Source organism: Roseibium sp. LAB1 (assembly GCF_054658235.1).
Genome location: NZ_BAAGIB010000001.1, coordinates 570,098 through 586,581, shown reverse-complemented (window position 1 = coordinate 586,581; position 16,484 = coordinate 570,098). Strand labels below are relative to the sequence as shown.

Here is a 16,484-nt window from a genome sequence, read left to right as displayed (position 1 = left end):
AACGGGGCACGCGCATCTGCCGGGCCTTTGGCCGGTCAGGTTTTCGGCGTCCACAGAATCCGCTGGAGCTGGGCGTCGAAGAGGTCGTTTTCAGCCGGCAGGCGGTCGAAGGGGCCGTCATAGCCCGGGATGGCGTAGACCAGTTCCACGTTCCGGTGGCCGTCGGAATGGCAAATGGCCATGCCGCGCCACAGGTTCTTGCCGACACGGCAATCGGCCCGTGAGGAGCCGATCTCGGAAAAGGTCATTCCGATACGTTCGCCATTCGGGCCCTGAAGGTGATGCGTCACGCCATGGACGGTGCGGACCTTGCCGTTCTGCCCCTTGAACACCTGCAGCACCTGAAACCCGTCACTGTTGAAGGCTGCAAGAGCCCATTCGGTTGAATTCTCATTTGCCGTCTGGATGCCCTCGGTGGTGAAACCGGGGAGGGCTGCCTCGATGGCCTTCTGGCCGTATTGGGTTTCGCCAGTGATGCCGCCGACATGATCTTCGGAAATCTGCACCAGAGTGATGTCGGACGTCCGGACCAGGCGTCCGGAGGTGCCGTCCAGATCCGAGGTCGGTGCGCAGGCCGCTCCCGTAAGAGCGAAAAGGCAGGCGAAACCGAAGGCAGTTAGACGCATAATGATACTCGGGCTATTTTGTCTGCGCCGAAATGCGCAGAAGCGATACGGGACTTACCAAGTAACATCTTGTTTGCAAAGAGAGCGATGACCCCTGTGGACAGTTCTCGCCGACTGCCGCAGGGGCTTCAAGGCTTGCACTCTCTTTGGCAGATCAGGTTTCGTCCCGGTTGATCCACTTTGGGGCATTGGGGGGCGTGTAGTTCTCGAACTGGCGGATCATATCCAGCGGAGAGGTGGCGATCTGCACCATGTCGCGCATCACCTGCTTGGTGAAGCCTTGCTGAGTCTGGTGATCGAGGAAGGTGACCAGGTGATCGTAGTAGCCTTCGGCATTGAGAAACCCACAGGGTTTCTTGTGGTAGCCGAGCTGGCCCCAGGTCCAGACCTCGAAAATCTCTTCCAACGTCCCGACACCGCCCGGAAGAGCGATGAAGGCATCGGACAGGTCGGCCATCATCGCCTTGCGTTCATGCATGGAATCTACAAGGTGCAACTCGGTCAGGCCTTCGTGGCCGATTTCCTTGTCCTGCAGGGATCTGGGCAGCACGCCGATGGCCTTGCCACCGGCCGCAAGCGCCGCGTCGGCAACGGTGCCCATCAGGCCGACCTTCGCGCCGCCGTAGACAAGCGTATAGCCCTGTTCGGCAATGACGCGTCCGGTTTCCCGCGCTACATCCGCATATGCCTCGAGCGCGCCATAGCTGGAGCCGCAAAAGACGCAAATGGATTTCATGTCTGTTCTCCGGTAGCTGACGCAACAAGCGTTGACGTCAGGGCATTTTGATCGCATTCGATCTGAGGCACAAAGGCCGGTGGCACGCGGTCCGTTCAGCCCGCGTGCCTGTGTCAAATTCAGTCTTTGGCCAGTTCATCGAGGACCCGGGCCCAGGACCGGATGCCCTTGTGGAAACTGGTCAGATTGTATTTTTCGTTTGGCGAATGGATCTGGTCATCTTCCAGGCCGAAGCCGATCAGAAGCGAATCCATGTTCAGCATGCGCTTGAAATCGCCGACGATCGGGATCGAGCCACCCATGCCGATCAGCGCAGCGTCCTTGTTCCATTCCGCTTTCAGGGCTGTCTTGCCCTTCTCCAGTGCCGGCATCGCAAAATCGAGCCTGAGGGCCGGGCTGCCTTCCTTGGCAATGAAATCCACGGTGCAGTCCGCCGGGATCTTCGAGCGCACATAGGCGCGGAAGGCTTCCTGGATCTTGTCCGGGTCCTGGTCGCCGACAAGGCGGAAGGTGAATTTTGCATGAGCTTCGGCCGGGATCACCGTCTTGGAACCGGCACCCTGATAACCACCCCACATGCCGTTCACTTCAACGGTCGGGCGGGTCCACAGGTGCTCAAGCGGCATGCGGTCCTTTTCACCGCGTGGGTATTTCAGGCCGACTTCGCCCAAGAATTCCTCGACCGAGAAACCGAGCTCGTCCCACATCCTGGTCACTTCTTCCGGCATGTCGATGACGCCGTCATAGAACCCGGGAAGGGTGACCTTGCCGTTTTCGTCATGCAGGCCGGCAATGATCGAGGCGACGATGTGGTTCGGGTTCTGGGCCGAGCCGCCATAGGATCCGGAATGCAGGTCACGGCTGGCCGCCTTGACGATGATCTCGTCACCGACCATGCCGCGCAGCATGATGGAAATGGCCGGCGTTTCGGCATCCCACATGCCGGTGTCGCAGACGAGCGCCAGATCGCAGGACAGTTCGTCCTTGTTGGCTTCAAGGAACGGATGCAGCGACGGCGAACCGGATTCTTCCTCTCCCTCGAACAGGATCGTCACGTCGAGCGGCAGGTCTCCGGTTTCTTCCAGATAGGCGCGGGCCGCCTCCACGAAGGTCATCAGCTGGCCCTTGTCGTCGGCGGAACCACGGGCGACGATGATCTTGCTGCCGTCCGGCTTTGTCTCAATGGCCGGGTCGAACGGATCGCGCTTCCACAGGTTCAGCGGATCGACCGGCTGCACATCATAGTGGCCGTAAAACAGCACGTGCGGACCGGGCTTGCCGGACTTGCGGTGGCCGACAACCATCGGATGGCCGGTCGTGTCGCGCACCGACGCTTCAAATCCGATGTCGTTCAGCTCTTTCGCCAGCCATTCGGCGGCATCGCGGCACGGGGCCTTGAAGGCCGGGTCGGTGGAAATGCTCTTGATCTTGAGGAGGTCGAACAGACGGTCGAGGCTGTTGTCGAGATTGGCATCGATGCGCGCCAAGACCTTGTCGATGGAACTCATGACGGATCCTTGAATTTTTTGAACAGATAGAAGCAGGCCCGATGGACTCGGGCGATATGAGAAGGCCCTAACAGGCCATATTGGCGCGCTGAGCGCAATTGCTTATTCTGGCGGCAGAAGTCGGCCGATGGATCGGGTCAGCTCACGTTTCAAGCGGCCTGCGTCCCTGTCCCGTCGTGGGTCGGACTACCGTCGTTGTCGGCCTCTCCATCCTGAAGCCCCTTGTCGCGCGACAGGTAGACGGTCGACGAAGGATACGCGATTTCCGATCCGTTTGCCGCGACGATCTCCCGGATGCCGAAGAGCAACTCTTCCTGGATTTCCTGGTACGTCGCAACGGTGGTGGCTTGAACATAGGCGTAGACATCGACGGTGACGGCGTAGTCGTCAAAACCGATCAGACGGACGCGAAGCGGATCCTTGATCACCTTTTCATGGGCGTACAGGTAAGCCTCGATTGCGGCAAGGACACGCTTCAGTGCTTCCTGGCTGGTCTCGTAGCGCAGTTTGAGCTTGTGCCGGAAATGGAACTGGTCTCGGTAGCTGTAGTTGATGATCTTTCGCTTTGCGAGGTCGGCATTGGCAACGGTGATCAGCGTCCGGTCAAGGGCTCTTATGCGTGTCGAGCGAATGCCGATGGATTCCACCGTACCGGCCAGATCATCGAACTGGCAGAACTCGCCGACACGCACCATCCGGTCGGCATAAAGAATGATGCCTCCGATCAGGTTTTCGATGGTTGGCTGGGCAGCGAGGGCAATTGCAAGCCCCCCCACACCGAGACCTGCGATGACGCCGTAGATCGGGATACCTATCTGCGTCGCGCCATAGCCAAGCACGACGAGTGCGATTGCTAGGGAAAACACCCGGAACCCTGTGCGCAGCAGACTGACATCCAGGCCGTCCCTGGCGGCGCCGGAGCTGCTGGAGAACCAGACGTAGAAAAGCTGCAGGACCTGATAGACCATCCAGGCGGTCGCCGACCAGATGATGGCGGTTGTCGATGTGCCGATGGCAACGAGCGGCATGCCGGTGATGTTGATCTGGTCTTCACACAGATAGCGGAACAGGCTTGCTCCCAGGATCACGAAGACCGGATTGAGGATCGCGTGGACGATGCGCGTTCCTTCATTCACCGACACCGCGCGCCACCTGCGCCACCGGACGAAGATGCCGAATACCAGCGTATAGACGACGATAAGACAGACCAGGGCAAGCCACTGCCAATAGGCCTGATCGGCGAAGTGCTGCTGCAGCAGGGGCGGGCCCGCCTCGATGACATCGTACCAGAGCGGTGCAATCAGGTTGCCGGGTGTGTAGATGTAGTATTCGAAGAGGTCTTCGCCCTTGTCCGCCTTGAGAGGCAGAACCCGAACGACCGCATAATCTTCGGGAATGCGCTCGACGGAGGATTTGGAAAACAGATACTGTCCGCGCCGCTCGCCGTCGTCCTGACGCATCAGAGTGATGCTGGTGCCCGGCAGGGTCCAGTGTTCGGGCAGATTGGCCTGGTTGCCTGCCTTGAGAGAGCTGCCGGCGGGCAAACCGGGAATGTCCTCGAAATCCGGTGCCGGGATCCTGTCCAGGATCTCCTGAAGCTGCAGAGCGATTTCCACGCTGGCATTTTCACGGGAGGTAACGGGAATACCGCTCAGGTCGAAGGTCTGTGCCACTTTTGCAAGAAGCGCACGCACCAGAACCAGTTTTTCCTCTTCGCTGTCCGACAGGAAAAGACGGTTGCTGGTGTCATAGCTGTCCCGGACCGACAGCCAGAGTGTGTTCACTTCGTTCATGATGTAGACGAAGCTCTCCAGGGTCGCCCGCGGGCTGGACGTATCAGGGGGAGAAATCGGATTGTCGCGCAAATATTCCCGGGCACGGGCAACCCGGTTCTGATCCAGCATCCCTGGCCGGTCTTGCCCCTCGATGGTTGCCGCATCAGATTCCTGGGCTCCGGCCTGCGAAGTTCCCGTCAAGACGGCAACGAACAGGGACAGCAGGAAGAGCAACTGCAGGAGTGGGCCGCAACGATACTGCTGCAGGCGCACTGCTTCGATGTGCGGTTGTGGCCTGTTTACTGGGTTACGCATGTTGCCCCGTCCGTGGTTGTCCTGTTTGCAGCCTTAACGGGAAGGGGTAACCATCCTGTTACTCAGGGGACTATTGGGGGCATCGCTTCATGCACGTGTCGGTTTGGTCTCATCGATGGCAGTCAGGACGACTTCCACTCGCGCAGGTCCGATCGTGTCTTCCAACCGGGCTGAGAGCAGGTCGCGAAAGTGATCGACGTCCTCCGCGCGGACCGGTTTATCAGGATCAAGATAGACAGCCACCCAATGCATCCGCCCGGCCTGCAGAACAGCAGCCCGGTGCAGCAGGTAGCCTTTTTCACGAGCCAGGTCCCGTGAGGCCCGTGCAACCTTGGCGTAGGTGCTGCTGGGTGCGCTGACCCCGGCGAGGTCCGCCAATGTCGTGCGGAAAGTCGAAAGCGGCTGCCAGATGATTGCGAAGATCAGCACCAGGACGATGACCGCATCGCCGATCGGAACGTAAGGGCCAAGGATTGTGCCTGACAGAAAGGGCAGGGAGAGCAGGGCAGCCCCCGAACCGACGCTGAGTGCACCGTCGATGAGCGCGGCGCGGGCTTCGGTCTTCAGGATCGCACTGTGCCGGCCGGTCTTCCGGTAGGCACGATGAAAATTGACCGCAAGGCCGAGGCAGATGCTGACGATCACGACCGCATAGACGGCAATCGGCCCGAACACCAGTTCCGGGACCGTGCCGCCGGAGATGAACGTCCAGATCTTGGAGACTGCGACAAAGGCGGCAAAGACCAGAACCCCGATCAGGATGAGGCTTCGGAAGGTAACATAGAGGACCTCGTCGAAGTCGTGGCCCCAGGGTCTTGACCGTGTCGGCGGCAAGCCAACCCTTGCGCCAATGCGAGCCGCCGCAATGGCGGAAATGAAGTTGACCGCCGAATAGAGCCCGTCCACCAGCATGGCATCTGACCTCGACGCCCATGCGGTCAAGAGACCGGCGGCGGCCATGAACAGGTTTGCCCACTTGCCGACGCCAAGCGCCCGGCGCTCGATCTCAATGTTATTGGTCGCTCCAGCCGACATGGCCTGGTCTAGTTGCCTCTCTTCAGAGAGCCTAGCAGACCGCGAACCAGTGCACGGCCCAGCGAGGAACCGAGGCTTCTGGCAGCGGATTTCAGACCGGCTTCAAAGGCCGTGTCACGCTGGCCACGGCGGTTGCTGCGCCGCTCCCGGCTTTCCTGGCGCGGCCTGTCGTCCCGTCCGAAGTCAGGAAGCTGGAACCCGGAGCGGGTTCGGCGAGGCTCGCCATGCTTTTGGGCGTAGCTGTCTTCCTTTTCCTGGCGCCGCTGCTCCTGACGCTGCGCCTCTTCTGCACGACCCATCAACACTTCATAGGCGGACGTGCGGTCGCGGGTGCGCTCGTAGGTGCCGAAGACGGGGCTGGACTGGATCAGCGCCCGCCGTTCCCCTTGGGTGACCGGGCCGAGCCGCGAGCAGGGCGGGCGGATCAATGTGCGCTGAACGACCGAGGGAATGCCCTTTCCTTCCAGCGTCGAGACCAACGCTTCGCCGACACCAAGTTCGGTGATGACGCGTTCGGTGTTGAGATCCGGGTTGGGCCGGAAGGTTTCGGCAGCCGCCCGCACGGCCTTCTGATCACGCGGGGTGAAGGCGCGCAGGGCATGCTGGATGCGATTACCGAGCTGGGAAAGCACGGTTTCCGGCACGTCCAGCGGGTTCTGCGTGACGAAATAGACACCGACACCCTTCGAGCGGATCAGCCGCACAACCTGCTCCACCTTCTCGATAAGCGCCTTTGGGGCGTCGGAGAACAGAAGGTGAGCCTCGTCGAAAAAAAACACCAGTTTGGGCTTTCCCGGATCACCGACTTCCGGCAGTTCCTCGAAGAGTTCGGACAATAGCCAGAGCAGGAATACGCCGTAGAGACGGGGGGCGGACATGAGTTTGTCGGCAGCAAGAATGTTGACGACACCTCGGCCGTCGGGGGCCGTCCGGATAAAATCACGAATGTCGAGGGCCGGTTCGCCGAAGAAGTTTTCGCCGCCCTGGCGCTCCAGCACAAGAAGCCGGCGCTGAATGGCGCCAACGGAAGCCTTGGAGACATTGCCGTAGATCGTAGAGAGCTCCGAAGCCCGCTCCGCCACGTGGGCGAGCATGGCCCGGAGATCCTTCAGGTCCAGCAACAGCAGGCCTTCGTCGTCTGCCAGCTCGAACAGGACGTTCAGAACGCCTTCCTGGGTATCGTTGAGTTCCAGAAGGCGGGAAAGAAGCAGTGGTCCGATTTCGGAAATTGTGGTGCGGATCGGGTGACCCTGCTCTCCGAGAAGGTCCCAGAACACTGTCGGGAAGGCTTCATAGGTATAGTCGTCGGCAATCCCGACGTCGCTGGCACGTTTTTCCAGGAAATCCTTGGAAACTCCGGCGGTCGCAAGGCCGGACAGGTCGCCTTTGATATCGGCGCAGAAAACGGGAACACCGGCCTTGGAAAAACCCTCGGCAAGTATCTGCAGCGATACCGTCTTGCCTGTGCCCGTTGCCCCGGCAATCAAGCCGTGGCGATTGGCGAGCTTGAGCGTAAGCGTTTCTTCCCTGGTGCTGGAACCGATGAAAATACTGTCTTTTGCCGTCACGATTACCCCCGAATCCCTGCATCTTGCCGCAGCCTAGAGCCTTTCGCGACCAGATTGAAACATTCTGTTGCCGGGCAGCCGCACACGAGTGCGCACGCCGCATGCGGCATAGTCGAGCAGAAAGGGAATTGCCCATCGACGCGGACACCTTGGGGCTTGTATAGAGAACCCAAACAGGCGCCGGGTGACAAGGTGCCGGACATTTGATCAGGAGATTTTCATGGAAGAGCTCATCAACCGGATCATGGCGGCCGCGGGCATTGAAGAAGATGTTGCCAAAAACGCTATCGGCATCATTCTGGGATTCTTGAACAAGGAAGGTCCGGAAGACAAGATGCAGCTTATCTTCGATGCCCTGCCAGGGGCGAAGGAGCTGGTCGATGCGCGGGCTGAAGCAGGCTCCGGCGGCGGGTTCCTCGGCGGTCTTGGAAGCATGATGGGCGGTGGAATGGGGGCCATGGCCGCACTCAACGAGCTGACCAATGCCGGTCTCGATATGGATGGCGTTCAAAGTGTTGTCAAAGAACTCGTTTCATATGCTAAGGAAAAAGCAGGGGACGATGTTGTGAATGAAGTGGTTTCACAAATTCCGGGGCTGAGCCAGATCGTCTGACTGTCCCAGGGTTCGGTTGCCGGTTGATTAGGGAGTTCTGAGCACATGTCTTATTCCATCGATGAAATCGAAGGTATCGGCTCGACCTATGCTGCAAAGCTGGGTGAAGCCGGTATCAAGACGACGGAAGCCTATCTGGAGCGTGCGAAGGACCCGAAAGGGCGCAAGGCACTGGAAGAAGAAACCGGCATCGACGGTAAGCGGATCCTGAAATGGGCCAACATGGCCGACCTGATGCGTATCAGCGGCGTCGGTGAGGAATATTCCGAACTCCTGGAAGCTGCGGGCGTCGACACGGTGAAGGAACTGAAGCATCGCAACGCCGCCAATCTGGCGGAGAAGATGAAAGAAGTGAACGAGGAGAAAAAGCTCGTTCGCCAGGTTCCGAGCGAAAGTCAGGTCACCAAGTGGGTCGACCAAGCCAAGGAATTGCCGCCGATGATGACCTACTGAGGTCAGCAAGTCGGCTTAATGCGACTGCAGGAAAAGGCGTGCGGACAGCGCGTCTTTTTCATTTTTGGGTGCGCCCTGTCGAGCGTGCTGGCGAAGGCGAATGGTCAGTGTAATCCATTCAAGCCTGATGGTGTCATTGTCTTGTGGTGCCGAAAGCCAAAAAAGGCGCACCGAAGTGCGCCTCTGTTGCATGTCTCGAAAAGCAGTCGGTCCACGATCCGCTGTTAGACGCTGATCTGTCCGTAACGAAGCGCTTCGACCACTGTGTGGGTCTTGTTTGATGCGTTCAGCTTGACGCTGGCATTCTGCAGATGTGCATGGACGGTCCGCTGCGAGATGTCGAGCACGTCTGCGATTTCTCCGGCCGTCTTGCCGTAGGCGGTCAGTTCAAGAACCCTGCGTTCGCGCGTGGACAAGGCGCCCGGGCGCTGTCCGGAAATGACGCCAAGCTCGCGCAGACGCGAGAATGCGGCGGCGGCAAGAACTTCCAGGTTGGACAGATCGTACTTGTTGACCTGCAGAGACGGGCCGCTCGCAAAGACGAATGCCTGGAAGGGATAGAGTTCCGTCACCGGGATGACGACGATCTGGCTGCCTTCTCCGGCGGATGCCAGGAGGTCGGAATGTTCCATGTCGCCGGCGGAAATCGTCCAGACGCGGGCCCGGTTGGACCCGAGGCCAAGCATCAGTGCGCTGTCGTTAGCTGAAAGCGAGGTGCTTTCAATTCCGTCATTGCGTTGATCGGGCCACCGGAACCTTTGAACGAGATTGTCGATCGGACGGTTCGGCATCGGCAGACCGGTAATAAGGATATGTGTCGCCCCCATGCGACGAAGGTTCGATTCCAAGATATCGAGGACATGATGGGCGGCGTTTGCTTCCGAGATTGCTCTCAGCTTGCTCTTCAATTCCGTTTGATCAAGCATCGTGCACATCCTTTGCGGCTTTAGTTGCCGCTTCTTTGCGGGTGTCCCTAGCTTGACCGGAACATCCGCTGATGGGTGGAAACCGTGGCCCGTCAAACCCAATCAGGTGGGTGTCAGACCCGGCTGCCGCGCATTTTTTATGAGGGTAGAATTTCCCATGCGTCAGCAGCTATACGCTACAATACAATTGATGATCGTACCAATAGGGAAAACTGGCAAATTTAGCTTATTCCGCCAAAAATTTGACAAGTTGCCGCCTAGAAGAGGCCAAATTGTCCTTTTGCAAAGTGTTTAACGACTTCGTAAGCGTAAGTCTAAAAACAGACTTTGTAGATAATTTATTATTTTGTGCGTCTAATTAATTCTACTGACGAATCGCGCTTCGAAAATGCCGACGTTGCTTCGTGTCATGATCCTGCGATCCTGAAATCCTTACCCATTCTGCTGAGTTGCCAAGCTTCGGGGCCAGGGACTAAAACGGGGCCAGGGAGTAATTGCGATGCCTAACAGCTTTACCGGACCTGACAGTTTTTATTCTGCCGACGCGGATGCCTGGTGGGCCGCCGTGGACAGGGCGCTCAAGGGCGGTGCCCGGCAGAAGCTTTACGGGAAAACCGAAGACGGGCTGGAAATCGCTCCTCTTTATGAACGCAGGACAGACAGTCCCGCCCGCGCCTTGAGGGCAGCCGCCGGCGACTGGTCCGTTGTCCAGCGGATCGACATTCCCGATCCAGCAAAGGCGAATGCGCAAATTCTGGAAGATCTGGAGGGAGGCGCGAGTGGCCTCGATCTGGTTTTCCGCGGTGCAGCCGCCTCCTACGGCAATGGCATACGGGTCGATGACATTTCCGGTCTCGACCGTCTGTTAAAGGGTGTCGAACTGGATCTCATCAACGTGCGCTTCGAAGCGGGACGCGAAAACGTCGAGATTTTTGCTTCAATTCTCGCGCTGATTGAAAAGCGGAAGATCGATCCGGCAAACGTTCGGCTCACGGCCGGGATAGATACCTACAGTTGGGTGGCGGCCAATGGCGTTGCACTGGCCGACATGGAAAATGCGTACAGGCATTTCCGTGATCTTGTGATTTCGGCTCATGAGTTCGGCAGCCCGGCGCGGGCGTTGAAAGCCGATGGCCGTATCTGGCACGAAGCGGGGGCAACGCCAGCGCAGGAACTTGCACTGGTTCTGTCGACTGCCACAGCGCATTTGCGCATGCTGGAAGGCACACGGCTGGCGCCCGAGCAATGGGCAGACAAGATTGCTTTCAGCCTGATTGCGGAAGCAGATCAGATCGGCACGATTGCCAAGGCGCGTGCCATCCGCTCTCTCTGGGCCGCTGTTCTGGACGGGGCAGGACTGCCGCAGGCAAATCTGCCGCTGCATATGTCGACTTCCTACAGAATGCTGACCCGCCGTGATCCGTGGGTCAATCTTCTGCGCAACACGGTGGCAACCTTTGCGGCGGGTGTCGGCGGTGCGGACAGCATCTGCGTCCTGCCGCACACGCTGGCTGTCGGCCTTCCTGACGGGTTCGCCCGCAGACTGGCCCGCAACACGCAGTCCATCCTTCTGGAGGAAAGCAACCTTGCCAAGGTCGTCGATCCGGCAGCGGGCTCGGGTGCCATTGAAGACCGGACCGATACGGTTTGCGAGGCTGCCTGGTCCCTGTTCCAGGAAATCGAAGCCGCCGGCGGTCTGTTCGAGGCGGTGCGCAAGGGACTTGTGCACGAGCGGATAGGAACTGCGAAGGCGAGCCTCACCAAGGCCGTTTCCTCCAGAAAGCGTCCAATCACCGGGGTGAGCGAGTTCCCGGATCTGGCGGAAAAGAAAGTCGCCGTGCTGAAGTCGAGCGAAGAAGATCTGGCCGGTGTGAGCGCTCCGCGTGGAGATCTGCCCGAACCTGGCAACGGTGAGCGCTTCACTGTCCTTCGCAGGCTTGCCCTGGAAGGCGTGCCGTTGAACGAGCTGGGCATGCGGCTCGATCTGTTGCCGCGTGACTATTCCCTGCCGAAGCTGGAAACGGCGCGCATTTCGGAACCGTTCGAGCAATTGCGTGCCAGAGCCGAGGCATTCGAGAAAGCTGCTTCGGCAACACCAACGGTTTTCCTGGCCTCCCTTGGAACCCTGGCACAATTCTCCGCCCGCGCGACCTGGACGGCGAACGCCTTTGCCGCAGGCGGGGTGAAGCCCGCGGGACCGGCTGTCTATGCTTCCCTTGAAGACCTTGTTGCCGCCTTCCGGCAAAGCGGGGCGCTGCTGGCCTGCCTGGTTTCGACCGACGATGTCTACGAGGCCCAGGCCGAAGAGGCAGCGCGTGCGCTCAAAACGGCTGGGGCCAACTATCTTTATCTTGCAGGCCGCCCGGGAGAGCGGGAAGATGCCTTTCGCGAGGCCGGTGTGGCTGCATTCGTCTTTGCCGGGTGTGATCTGCTGGCCATCCTGAAAGATGCGTTTGACCGGCTGGAGACCCATCAGGGGGTCGAGCTGACAGATCTGGAGGTCCAATCATGAGCAGGATCCCGAATTTCGCCGACAAGCCGTTCCGGAAAGTCGTGAAGGCTGCCGATGCCGGCTCACAGGAAAGCTGGCAGACGCCGGAAGATATTCTGGTGCCACCGGTCTACGGCGCACAGGACCTCGAAGGCCTGAAGCATCTGGACACCTGGCCGGGCCTGCCGCCATTCCTGCGCGGTCCTTATCCGACCATGTATGTGCAACAGCCCTGGACCGTGCGTCAGTATGCCGGCTTTTCGACGGCGGAGGACTCCAATGCCTTTTACCGGCGCAATCTTGCCGCCGGTCAGAAGGGCCTTTCGGTGGCCTTCGACCTTGCCACGCACCGCGGGTACGACAGCGATCATCCGCGTGTTTCGGGTGATGTCGGCATGGCAGGGGTGGCGATCGATTCCATCTATGACATGCGTACGCTCTTTTCCGGCATTCCGCTGGACAAGATGAGCGTCTCCATGACCATGAACGGCGCAGTGCTGCCGGTGCTGGCGCTTTACATTGTGGCGGCGGAAGAGCAGGGCGTTGCCCAGAAGGACCTCTCGGGCACCATTCAGAACGATATTCTGAAGGAGTTCATGGTCCGCAACACCTATATCTATCCGCCCAAGCACTCCATGCGGATCATCTCGGACATCTTCAAATACACGTCCCAGAACATGCCGCGCTTCAATTCGATTTCCATTTCCGGCTACCACATGCAGGAAGCGGGGGCGACGGCGGATCTGGAGCTGGCTTATACGATTGCCGACGGCATCGAATATGCCAGGGCCGGTGTCGCCGCCGGCATGGACATCGACCAGTTCGCACCGCGGCTGTCCTTCTTCTGGGCGATCGGCATGAACTTCTTCATGGAAATTGCCAAGCTGCGTGCCGCGCGCCTGATCTGGGCGACCCTGATGGAAGAAAACTTCCAGCCGAAGAACCCGAAATCCCTGTCGCTGCGCACCCATTCGCAGACCTCCGGCTGGTCACTGACGGCACAGGACGTCTTCAACAACGTCATTAGAACCTGTGTGGAAGCCATGGCGGCAACGCAGGGGCATACGCAGTCGCTGCACACGAATGCGCTGGACGAGGCGCTGGCTCTGCCGACCGATTTCTCAGCACGTATCGCCCGCAACACGCAGCTGTTTCTGCAGCAGGAAAGCGGCACGACGCAGGTGATCGATCCCTGGGGCGGTTCCTATTATGTCGAGAAGCTGACGGCAGACCTTGCCGAAAAGGCCATGGCGCATATTCGCGAAGTGGAGGAACTCGGCGGTATGGCGAAAGCCATCGAGAAGGGCATTCCGAAGCTGCGCATCGAGGAGGCGGCCGCCAAGACCCAGGCACGCATCGACAGCGGTGCGCAGACTGTGGTCGGCGTCAACAAGTTCAAACCGGACAGCGAGCAGGCAATCGACGTCCTGAAGGTCGACAATGCCCAGGTGCGCGCTGCCCAGATCGACAAGCTCAAGCGGCTGCGTGAAGAACGCAACGAGGCCGAAACCCAGGCCGCTCTGGACGCCCTGACCCAATGTGCGGCCTCAGGCGACGGCAATCTGCTGGATCTTTCCGTCAAGGCTGCACGAGCCAAGGCGACTGTGGGCGAGATCTCGCTGGCAATGGAAAAGGTGTTCGACCGGCACAAGGCCGAGATCAAGTCGATTGCAGGGGTCTACAAACGGGAGGCCGGGGCCATGTCCGGGACCATCGACAAAGTCCAGAAACTGGTGGAAGCCTTTGAAGACAACGACGGCCGCAGGCCGCGTATTCTGGTCGCCAAGATGGGGCAGGACGGTCACGACCGCGGTCAGAAGGTGATCGCCTCCGCTTTTGCGGATCTCGGGTTCGACGTCGATATCGGGCCGTTGTTCCAGACACCGGAGGAAGCTGCCCGGCAGGCGGTTGAAAACGATGTTCATGTGGTCGGCGTATCGTCGCTGGCCGCGGGCCACCTGACACTGGTTCCGGCATTGAGGCGGGCACTGGCGGAAGAAGGCCGGGAAGACATCATGATCGTCGTCGGTGGTGTGGTGCCGCCGCAGGATTATGACGAACTCTACAAGTCTGGCGCGGCTGCAATCTTCCCACCGGGAACGGTGATTGCGGAAGCTGCCATCGGTCTAATCGGCAAGCTCAACGAACAGCTGGGATATGGTTCCGCGGAAGCTGCGGAGTAAAGCGCGCTCGGGCGATCGTCAGGTATCCTGGAACTTGCTCACCGGAACCGGCGGTTCCAGATACATGCCGAAGAGATAAGGCCCCATACGCCAGCGGATCTCCGTGAAGACACGTGTCAATTCCTTGTTGTCGTCGATCAGCACCCTGTCCGGTACCGGGAGGTCCGGATCCTGGACGACGATCCCGATGTCGCCGTTTTCAAGATCGTACAGAGTGCATTCGCTCAACAGCGTGCTGTCAAGATTGAGCAGCTTGCCGGATCGCAGCCGCGCTCTCGTTGCAGGCACCGGCCTGCCTTCAAGGGGGGAATTTGATCGCGTCATGGCAGAAGACTGCTCGCTCCATCGGCCTCGTTGAAATTACCGAGGATGTTCTAGGCAGCGAAGCTTGTGCAGGACTGGAAGAGGTACCGGCTAAGGAGATCCTCACCCAGGCTGTGCGGAGGCCCTCCCTTGCGCGGGATTTCGTTTCAGCCACACTCGGGCCGTCATGTCGATAGACGCCATCAAAACATGGGCGAAGCGTATCAAGCGCGATCTCCATGCCCTTTACCTGGCCAGCCGGGACCCGAGGGTGCCCTGGTACGCGAAGGCTCTGGCCGTTGCGACCGCGGCCTATGCCTTGTCACCGATAGACCTGATACCGGACTTCATTCCGGTGATCGGGTATCTCGACGATCTGCTGCTGGTGCCACTTGGCATCTATCTTGCTGTGAAGCTCATTCCGCCGCAGGTGATGGAGGAGTGTCGCGCGGCAGCTGACAGGAGATCCGGGAAGCCGCCTGCCAGCCGGATGGCAGCAGTGCTGGTCGTGTTGATCTGGATCGGCGCGGCGTTGGCTGCTCTTCTGTGGCTCTGGCGGCTTCTTCCGGCCTAATTGTCAGAAGTTTTTTCCGGCTCGTAAATCAGGATGTCACCGGGTTGGCAGTCGAGTACTTCGCAGATCTTTTCCAGGGTCTCGAAGCGCACACCTTTCACCTTGCCGGACTTGAGCAGCGATACATTCTGCTCGGTTATGCCGATCCGCTCAGCCAGCTCCTTCGACCGCATCTTCCTGCGGGCGAGCATTACATCCAGTTCAATGATGATGGGCATGATGGGACCCCGGCGCTGTCGCTAAATTATTTTTCGATATTCTTCTGCGAGCTGGGCGGCCTCACCCATGATCCAGTTGAGCAAAGCAAGAGTGTCCCGAGAATCATGCTTGATATTTCACCGCCATCAACCGCTGCGTCAACAATCCATTGTGCTTGCGGTTGGTCCAAAGGCGCTGTGAGAGCCGTGCCGGGACCACTCGCAAGGACGTGAAGAGTGCAGGCAAAGAACGAGATGACGAAGGGTGCAAGTCCCTTGCGCGCTTTGGAGGAAGAAATGTCATCGCGTGGTACCAGCGCGAAATGGGACCGCGTGGTCCACGCATTCTTGATTGCCTCTGCGCCGTCCTGAATGATGCCGGGTTTCTTCAGCCCGGCACCACCTTTGATGATGATCATCCCAGATCCTCCATGGCCTTGCTCAAATGAACTGCTGGTTTTCGTCCGCAATCAGGGCCGCTTCGCGCAGGATCCAGCCGAACAGCAGCATCAGGGCGCCCAGAACGAGAAAGAAGATCTCTCCACCGTCGAGACTGATGTCGACAGTTCTCTGGCCCGGGGGAAAATCATAGGTCAGAATGACGGAGCCGATCGGATCGCTGATCAGGTCAAAGACCGCGAACACGATCAGCCAGATGCCGAAGGAAATCACGTTTGCCAGCGTCTTCGGCGAAAAGAACTCCATCTTCTGGAACCGCTTGAACACCTGACGGACGTTCCAGCCGACCGCCAGGAGCAGACCGAAAGCAATTGCCGCCAGCGCGGAGATCCAGATGCGCTGTACCTGCGGAATGTCGCCAAGCATGCGTTCGGTATCGGCAACGTCCAGGGTTTCTTTTGCACCGATCATCAAGTCGTTGGGCAGGGCGATGCCGATTGTGACGATCACACCCAGGACCAGCAGGATCAACAGGATGAGGGTGACAGCCCATTTCATGAATGCGGACACGCGCCGGATCCGCGTCAGCCGCTTTTCGCGTTCTGCCCATTCAAGTTCGCTCATCGGTAACTCCGCATCGTGTCATTGCGGCACCGTGTCTAGTTCATCTGACTGGAAAACACAAACTCAAAACATTGCTATTGACAAAAAAATTATTGCAATCATTTTTTAAATTATCGTTTTACAATAATTTTTCAGATATGTGAGACGATAAAGTTGTC

The 16,484-nt window shown here is 59.0% G+C and carries 16 protein-coding genes; 5 read left to right on the top strand and 11 right to left on the bottom strand.

Annotated elements, in window-relative coordinates:
- Window positions 1-35: 35 nt before the first annotated feature.
- The 6 genes from ACYQ54_RS02830 to ACYQ54_RS02805 form a co-directional block, all read right to left on the bottom strand.
- Window positions 36-626, bottom strand: a complete 591-nt coding sequence (locus tag ACYQ54_RS02830) for a DUF1131 family protein (RefSeq protein ID WP_460079117.1) — start codon at window positions 624-626, stop codon at window positions 36-38.
- A 154-nt stretch (window positions 627-780) separates the two neighbouring features.
- Window positions 781-1,362, bottom strand: a complete 582-nt coding sequence (locus ACYQ54_RS02825; protein ID WP_460079115.1) for an LOG family protein — start codon at window positions 1,360-1,362, stop codon at window positions 781-783.
- Between the two features lie 119 nt (window positions 1,363-1,481).
- Window positions 1,482-2,870: a dipeptidase gene (locus tag ACYQ54_RS02820; protein WP_460079114.1), complete on the bottom strand. Its 1,389-nt coding sequence runs from the start codon at window positions 2,868-2,870 to the stop codon at window positions 1,482-1,484.
- A 149-nt stretch (window positions 2,871-3,019) separates the two neighbouring features.
- Window positions 3,020-4,960 carry a mechanosensitive ion channel family protein gene (locus ACYQ54_RS02815; protein ID WP_460079112.1) on the bottom strand — a complete coding sequence of 647 codons (1,941 nt, stop codon included), beginning with the start codon at window positions 4,958-4,960 and terminating at the stop codon, window positions 3,020-3,022.
- 87 nt (window positions 4,961-5,047) lie between these two features.
- Window positions 5,048-5,995 carry a cation transporter gene (locus tag ACYQ54_RS02810; RefSeq protein WP_460079110.1) on the bottom strand — a complete coding sequence of 316 codons (948 nt, stop codon included), beginning with the start codon at window positions 5,993-5,995 and terminating at the stop codon, window positions 5,048-5,050.
- Window positions 5,996-6,003: 8 nt separating this feature from the next.
- Window positions 6,004-7,563 (bottom strand): helicase HerA-like domain-containing protein, encoded by a 1,560-nt coding sequence (locus ACYQ54_RS02805; RefSeq protein WP_460079107.1) that lies wholly within the window; start codon window positions 7,561-7,563, stop codon window positions 6,004-6,006.
- Between the two features lie 220 nt (window positions 7,564-7,783).
- Between ACYQ54_RS02805 and ACYQ54_RS02800 the strand changes: the two genes are divergently transcribed.
- Both ACYQ54_RS02800 and ACYQ54_RS02795 read left to right on the top strand, forming a co-directional pair.
- A complete protein-coding gene (locus tag ACYQ54_RS02800; protein WP_460079105.1) occupies window positions 7,784-8,176 on the top strand; it encodes a DUF2780 domain-containing protein in 393 nt (130 codons plus the stop codon).
- 45 nt (window positions 8,177-8,221) lie between these two features.
- Window positions 8,222-8,629 carry a DUF4332 domain-containing protein gene (locus ACYQ54_RS02795; protein WP_460079102.1) on the top strand — a complete coding sequence of 136 codons (408 nt, stop codon included), beginning with the start codon at window positions 8,222-8,224 and terminating at the stop codon, window positions 8,627-8,629.
- 224 nt (window positions 8,630-8,853) lie between these two features.
- Here ACYQ54_RS02795 and ACYQ54_RS02790 read toward each other — a convergent pair whose 3' ends face one another.
- Window positions 8,854-9,555 carry a LuxR C-terminal-related transcriptional regulator gene (locus ACYQ54_RS02790; RefSeq protein ID WP_460079100.1) on the bottom strand — a complete coding sequence of 234 codons (702 nt, stop codon included), beginning with the start codon at window positions 9,553-9,555 and terminating at the stop codon, window positions 8,854-8,856.
- Window positions 9,556-10,054: 499 nt separating this feature from the next.
- On the opposite strand from ACYQ54_RS02790, the gene ACYQ54_RS02785 reads away from it, so the two are divergent.
- Both ACYQ54_RS02785 and scpA read left to right on the top strand, forming a co-directional pair.
- Complete coding sequence (locus ACYQ54_RS02785; protein ID WP_460079098.1) at window positions 10,055-12,067, top strand: methylmalonyl-CoA mutase family protein; 2,013 nt, start codon at window positions 10,055-10,057, stop codon at window positions 12,065-12,067.
- Complete coding sequence (gene scpA, locus ACYQ54_RS02780) at window positions 12,064-14,229, top strand: methylmalonyl-CoA mutase (protein ID WP_460079096.1); 2,166 nt, start codon at window positions 12,064-12,066, stop codon at window positions 14,227-14,229. The genes ACYQ54_RS02785 and scpA overlap by 4 nt, the downstream gene beginning before the upstream one ends.
- 18 nt (window positions 14,230-14,247) lie before the next feature.
- Here scpA and ACYQ54_RS02775 read toward each other — a convergent pair whose 3' ends face one another.
- Window positions 14,248-14,517 carry a hypothetical protein gene (locus ACYQ54_RS02775; protein WP_460079095.1) on the bottom strand — a complete coding sequence of 90 codons (270 nt, stop codon included), beginning with the start codon at window positions 14,515-14,517 and terminating at the stop codon, window positions 14,248-14,250.
- 202 nt (window positions 14,518-14,719) lie between these two features.
- On the opposite strand from ACYQ54_RS02775, the gene ACYQ54_RS02770 reads away from it, so the two are divergent.
- The gene (locus ACYQ54_RS02770) at window positions 14,720-15,106 is read left to right on the top strand and encodes a YkvA family protein (RefSeq protein ID WP_460079093.1); all 387 of its coding nucleotides are present in this window, start codon (window positions 14,720-14,722) and stop codon (window positions 15,104-15,106) included.
- Here ACYQ54_RS02770 and ACYQ54_RS02765 read toward each other — a convergent pair.
- Genes ACYQ54_RS02765 through ACYQ54_RS02755 form a run of 3 tightly spaced genes read right to left on the bottom strand, consistent with a single transcriptional unit; the run spans window position 15,103 to window position 16,326 of the window.
- Window positions 15,103-15,324 (bottom strand): helix-turn-helix domain-containing protein, encoded by a 222-nt coding sequence (locus tag ACYQ54_RS02765; RefSeq protein WP_460079092.1) that lies wholly within the window; start codon window positions 15,322-15,324, stop codon window positions 15,103-15,105. The genes ACYQ54_RS02770 and ACYQ54_RS02765 overlap by 4 nt on opposite strands.
- Window positions 15,325-15,350: 26 nt before the next feature.
- Entirely contained in the window at window positions 15,351-15,722 is a 372-nt protein-coding gene (locus tag ACYQ54_RS02760; protein ID WP_460079090.1) for a hypothetical protein, read from the bottom strand.
- A 22-nt stretch (window positions 15,723-15,744) separates the two neighbouring features.
- Window positions 15,745-16,326: a DUF2975 domain-containing protein gene (locus ACYQ54_RS02755; protein WP_460079087.1), complete on the bottom strand. Its 582-nt coding sequence runs from the start codon at window positions 16,324-16,326 to the stop codon at window positions 15,745-15,747.
- Between the last annotated feature and the right edge of the window lie 158 nt (window positions 16,327-16,484).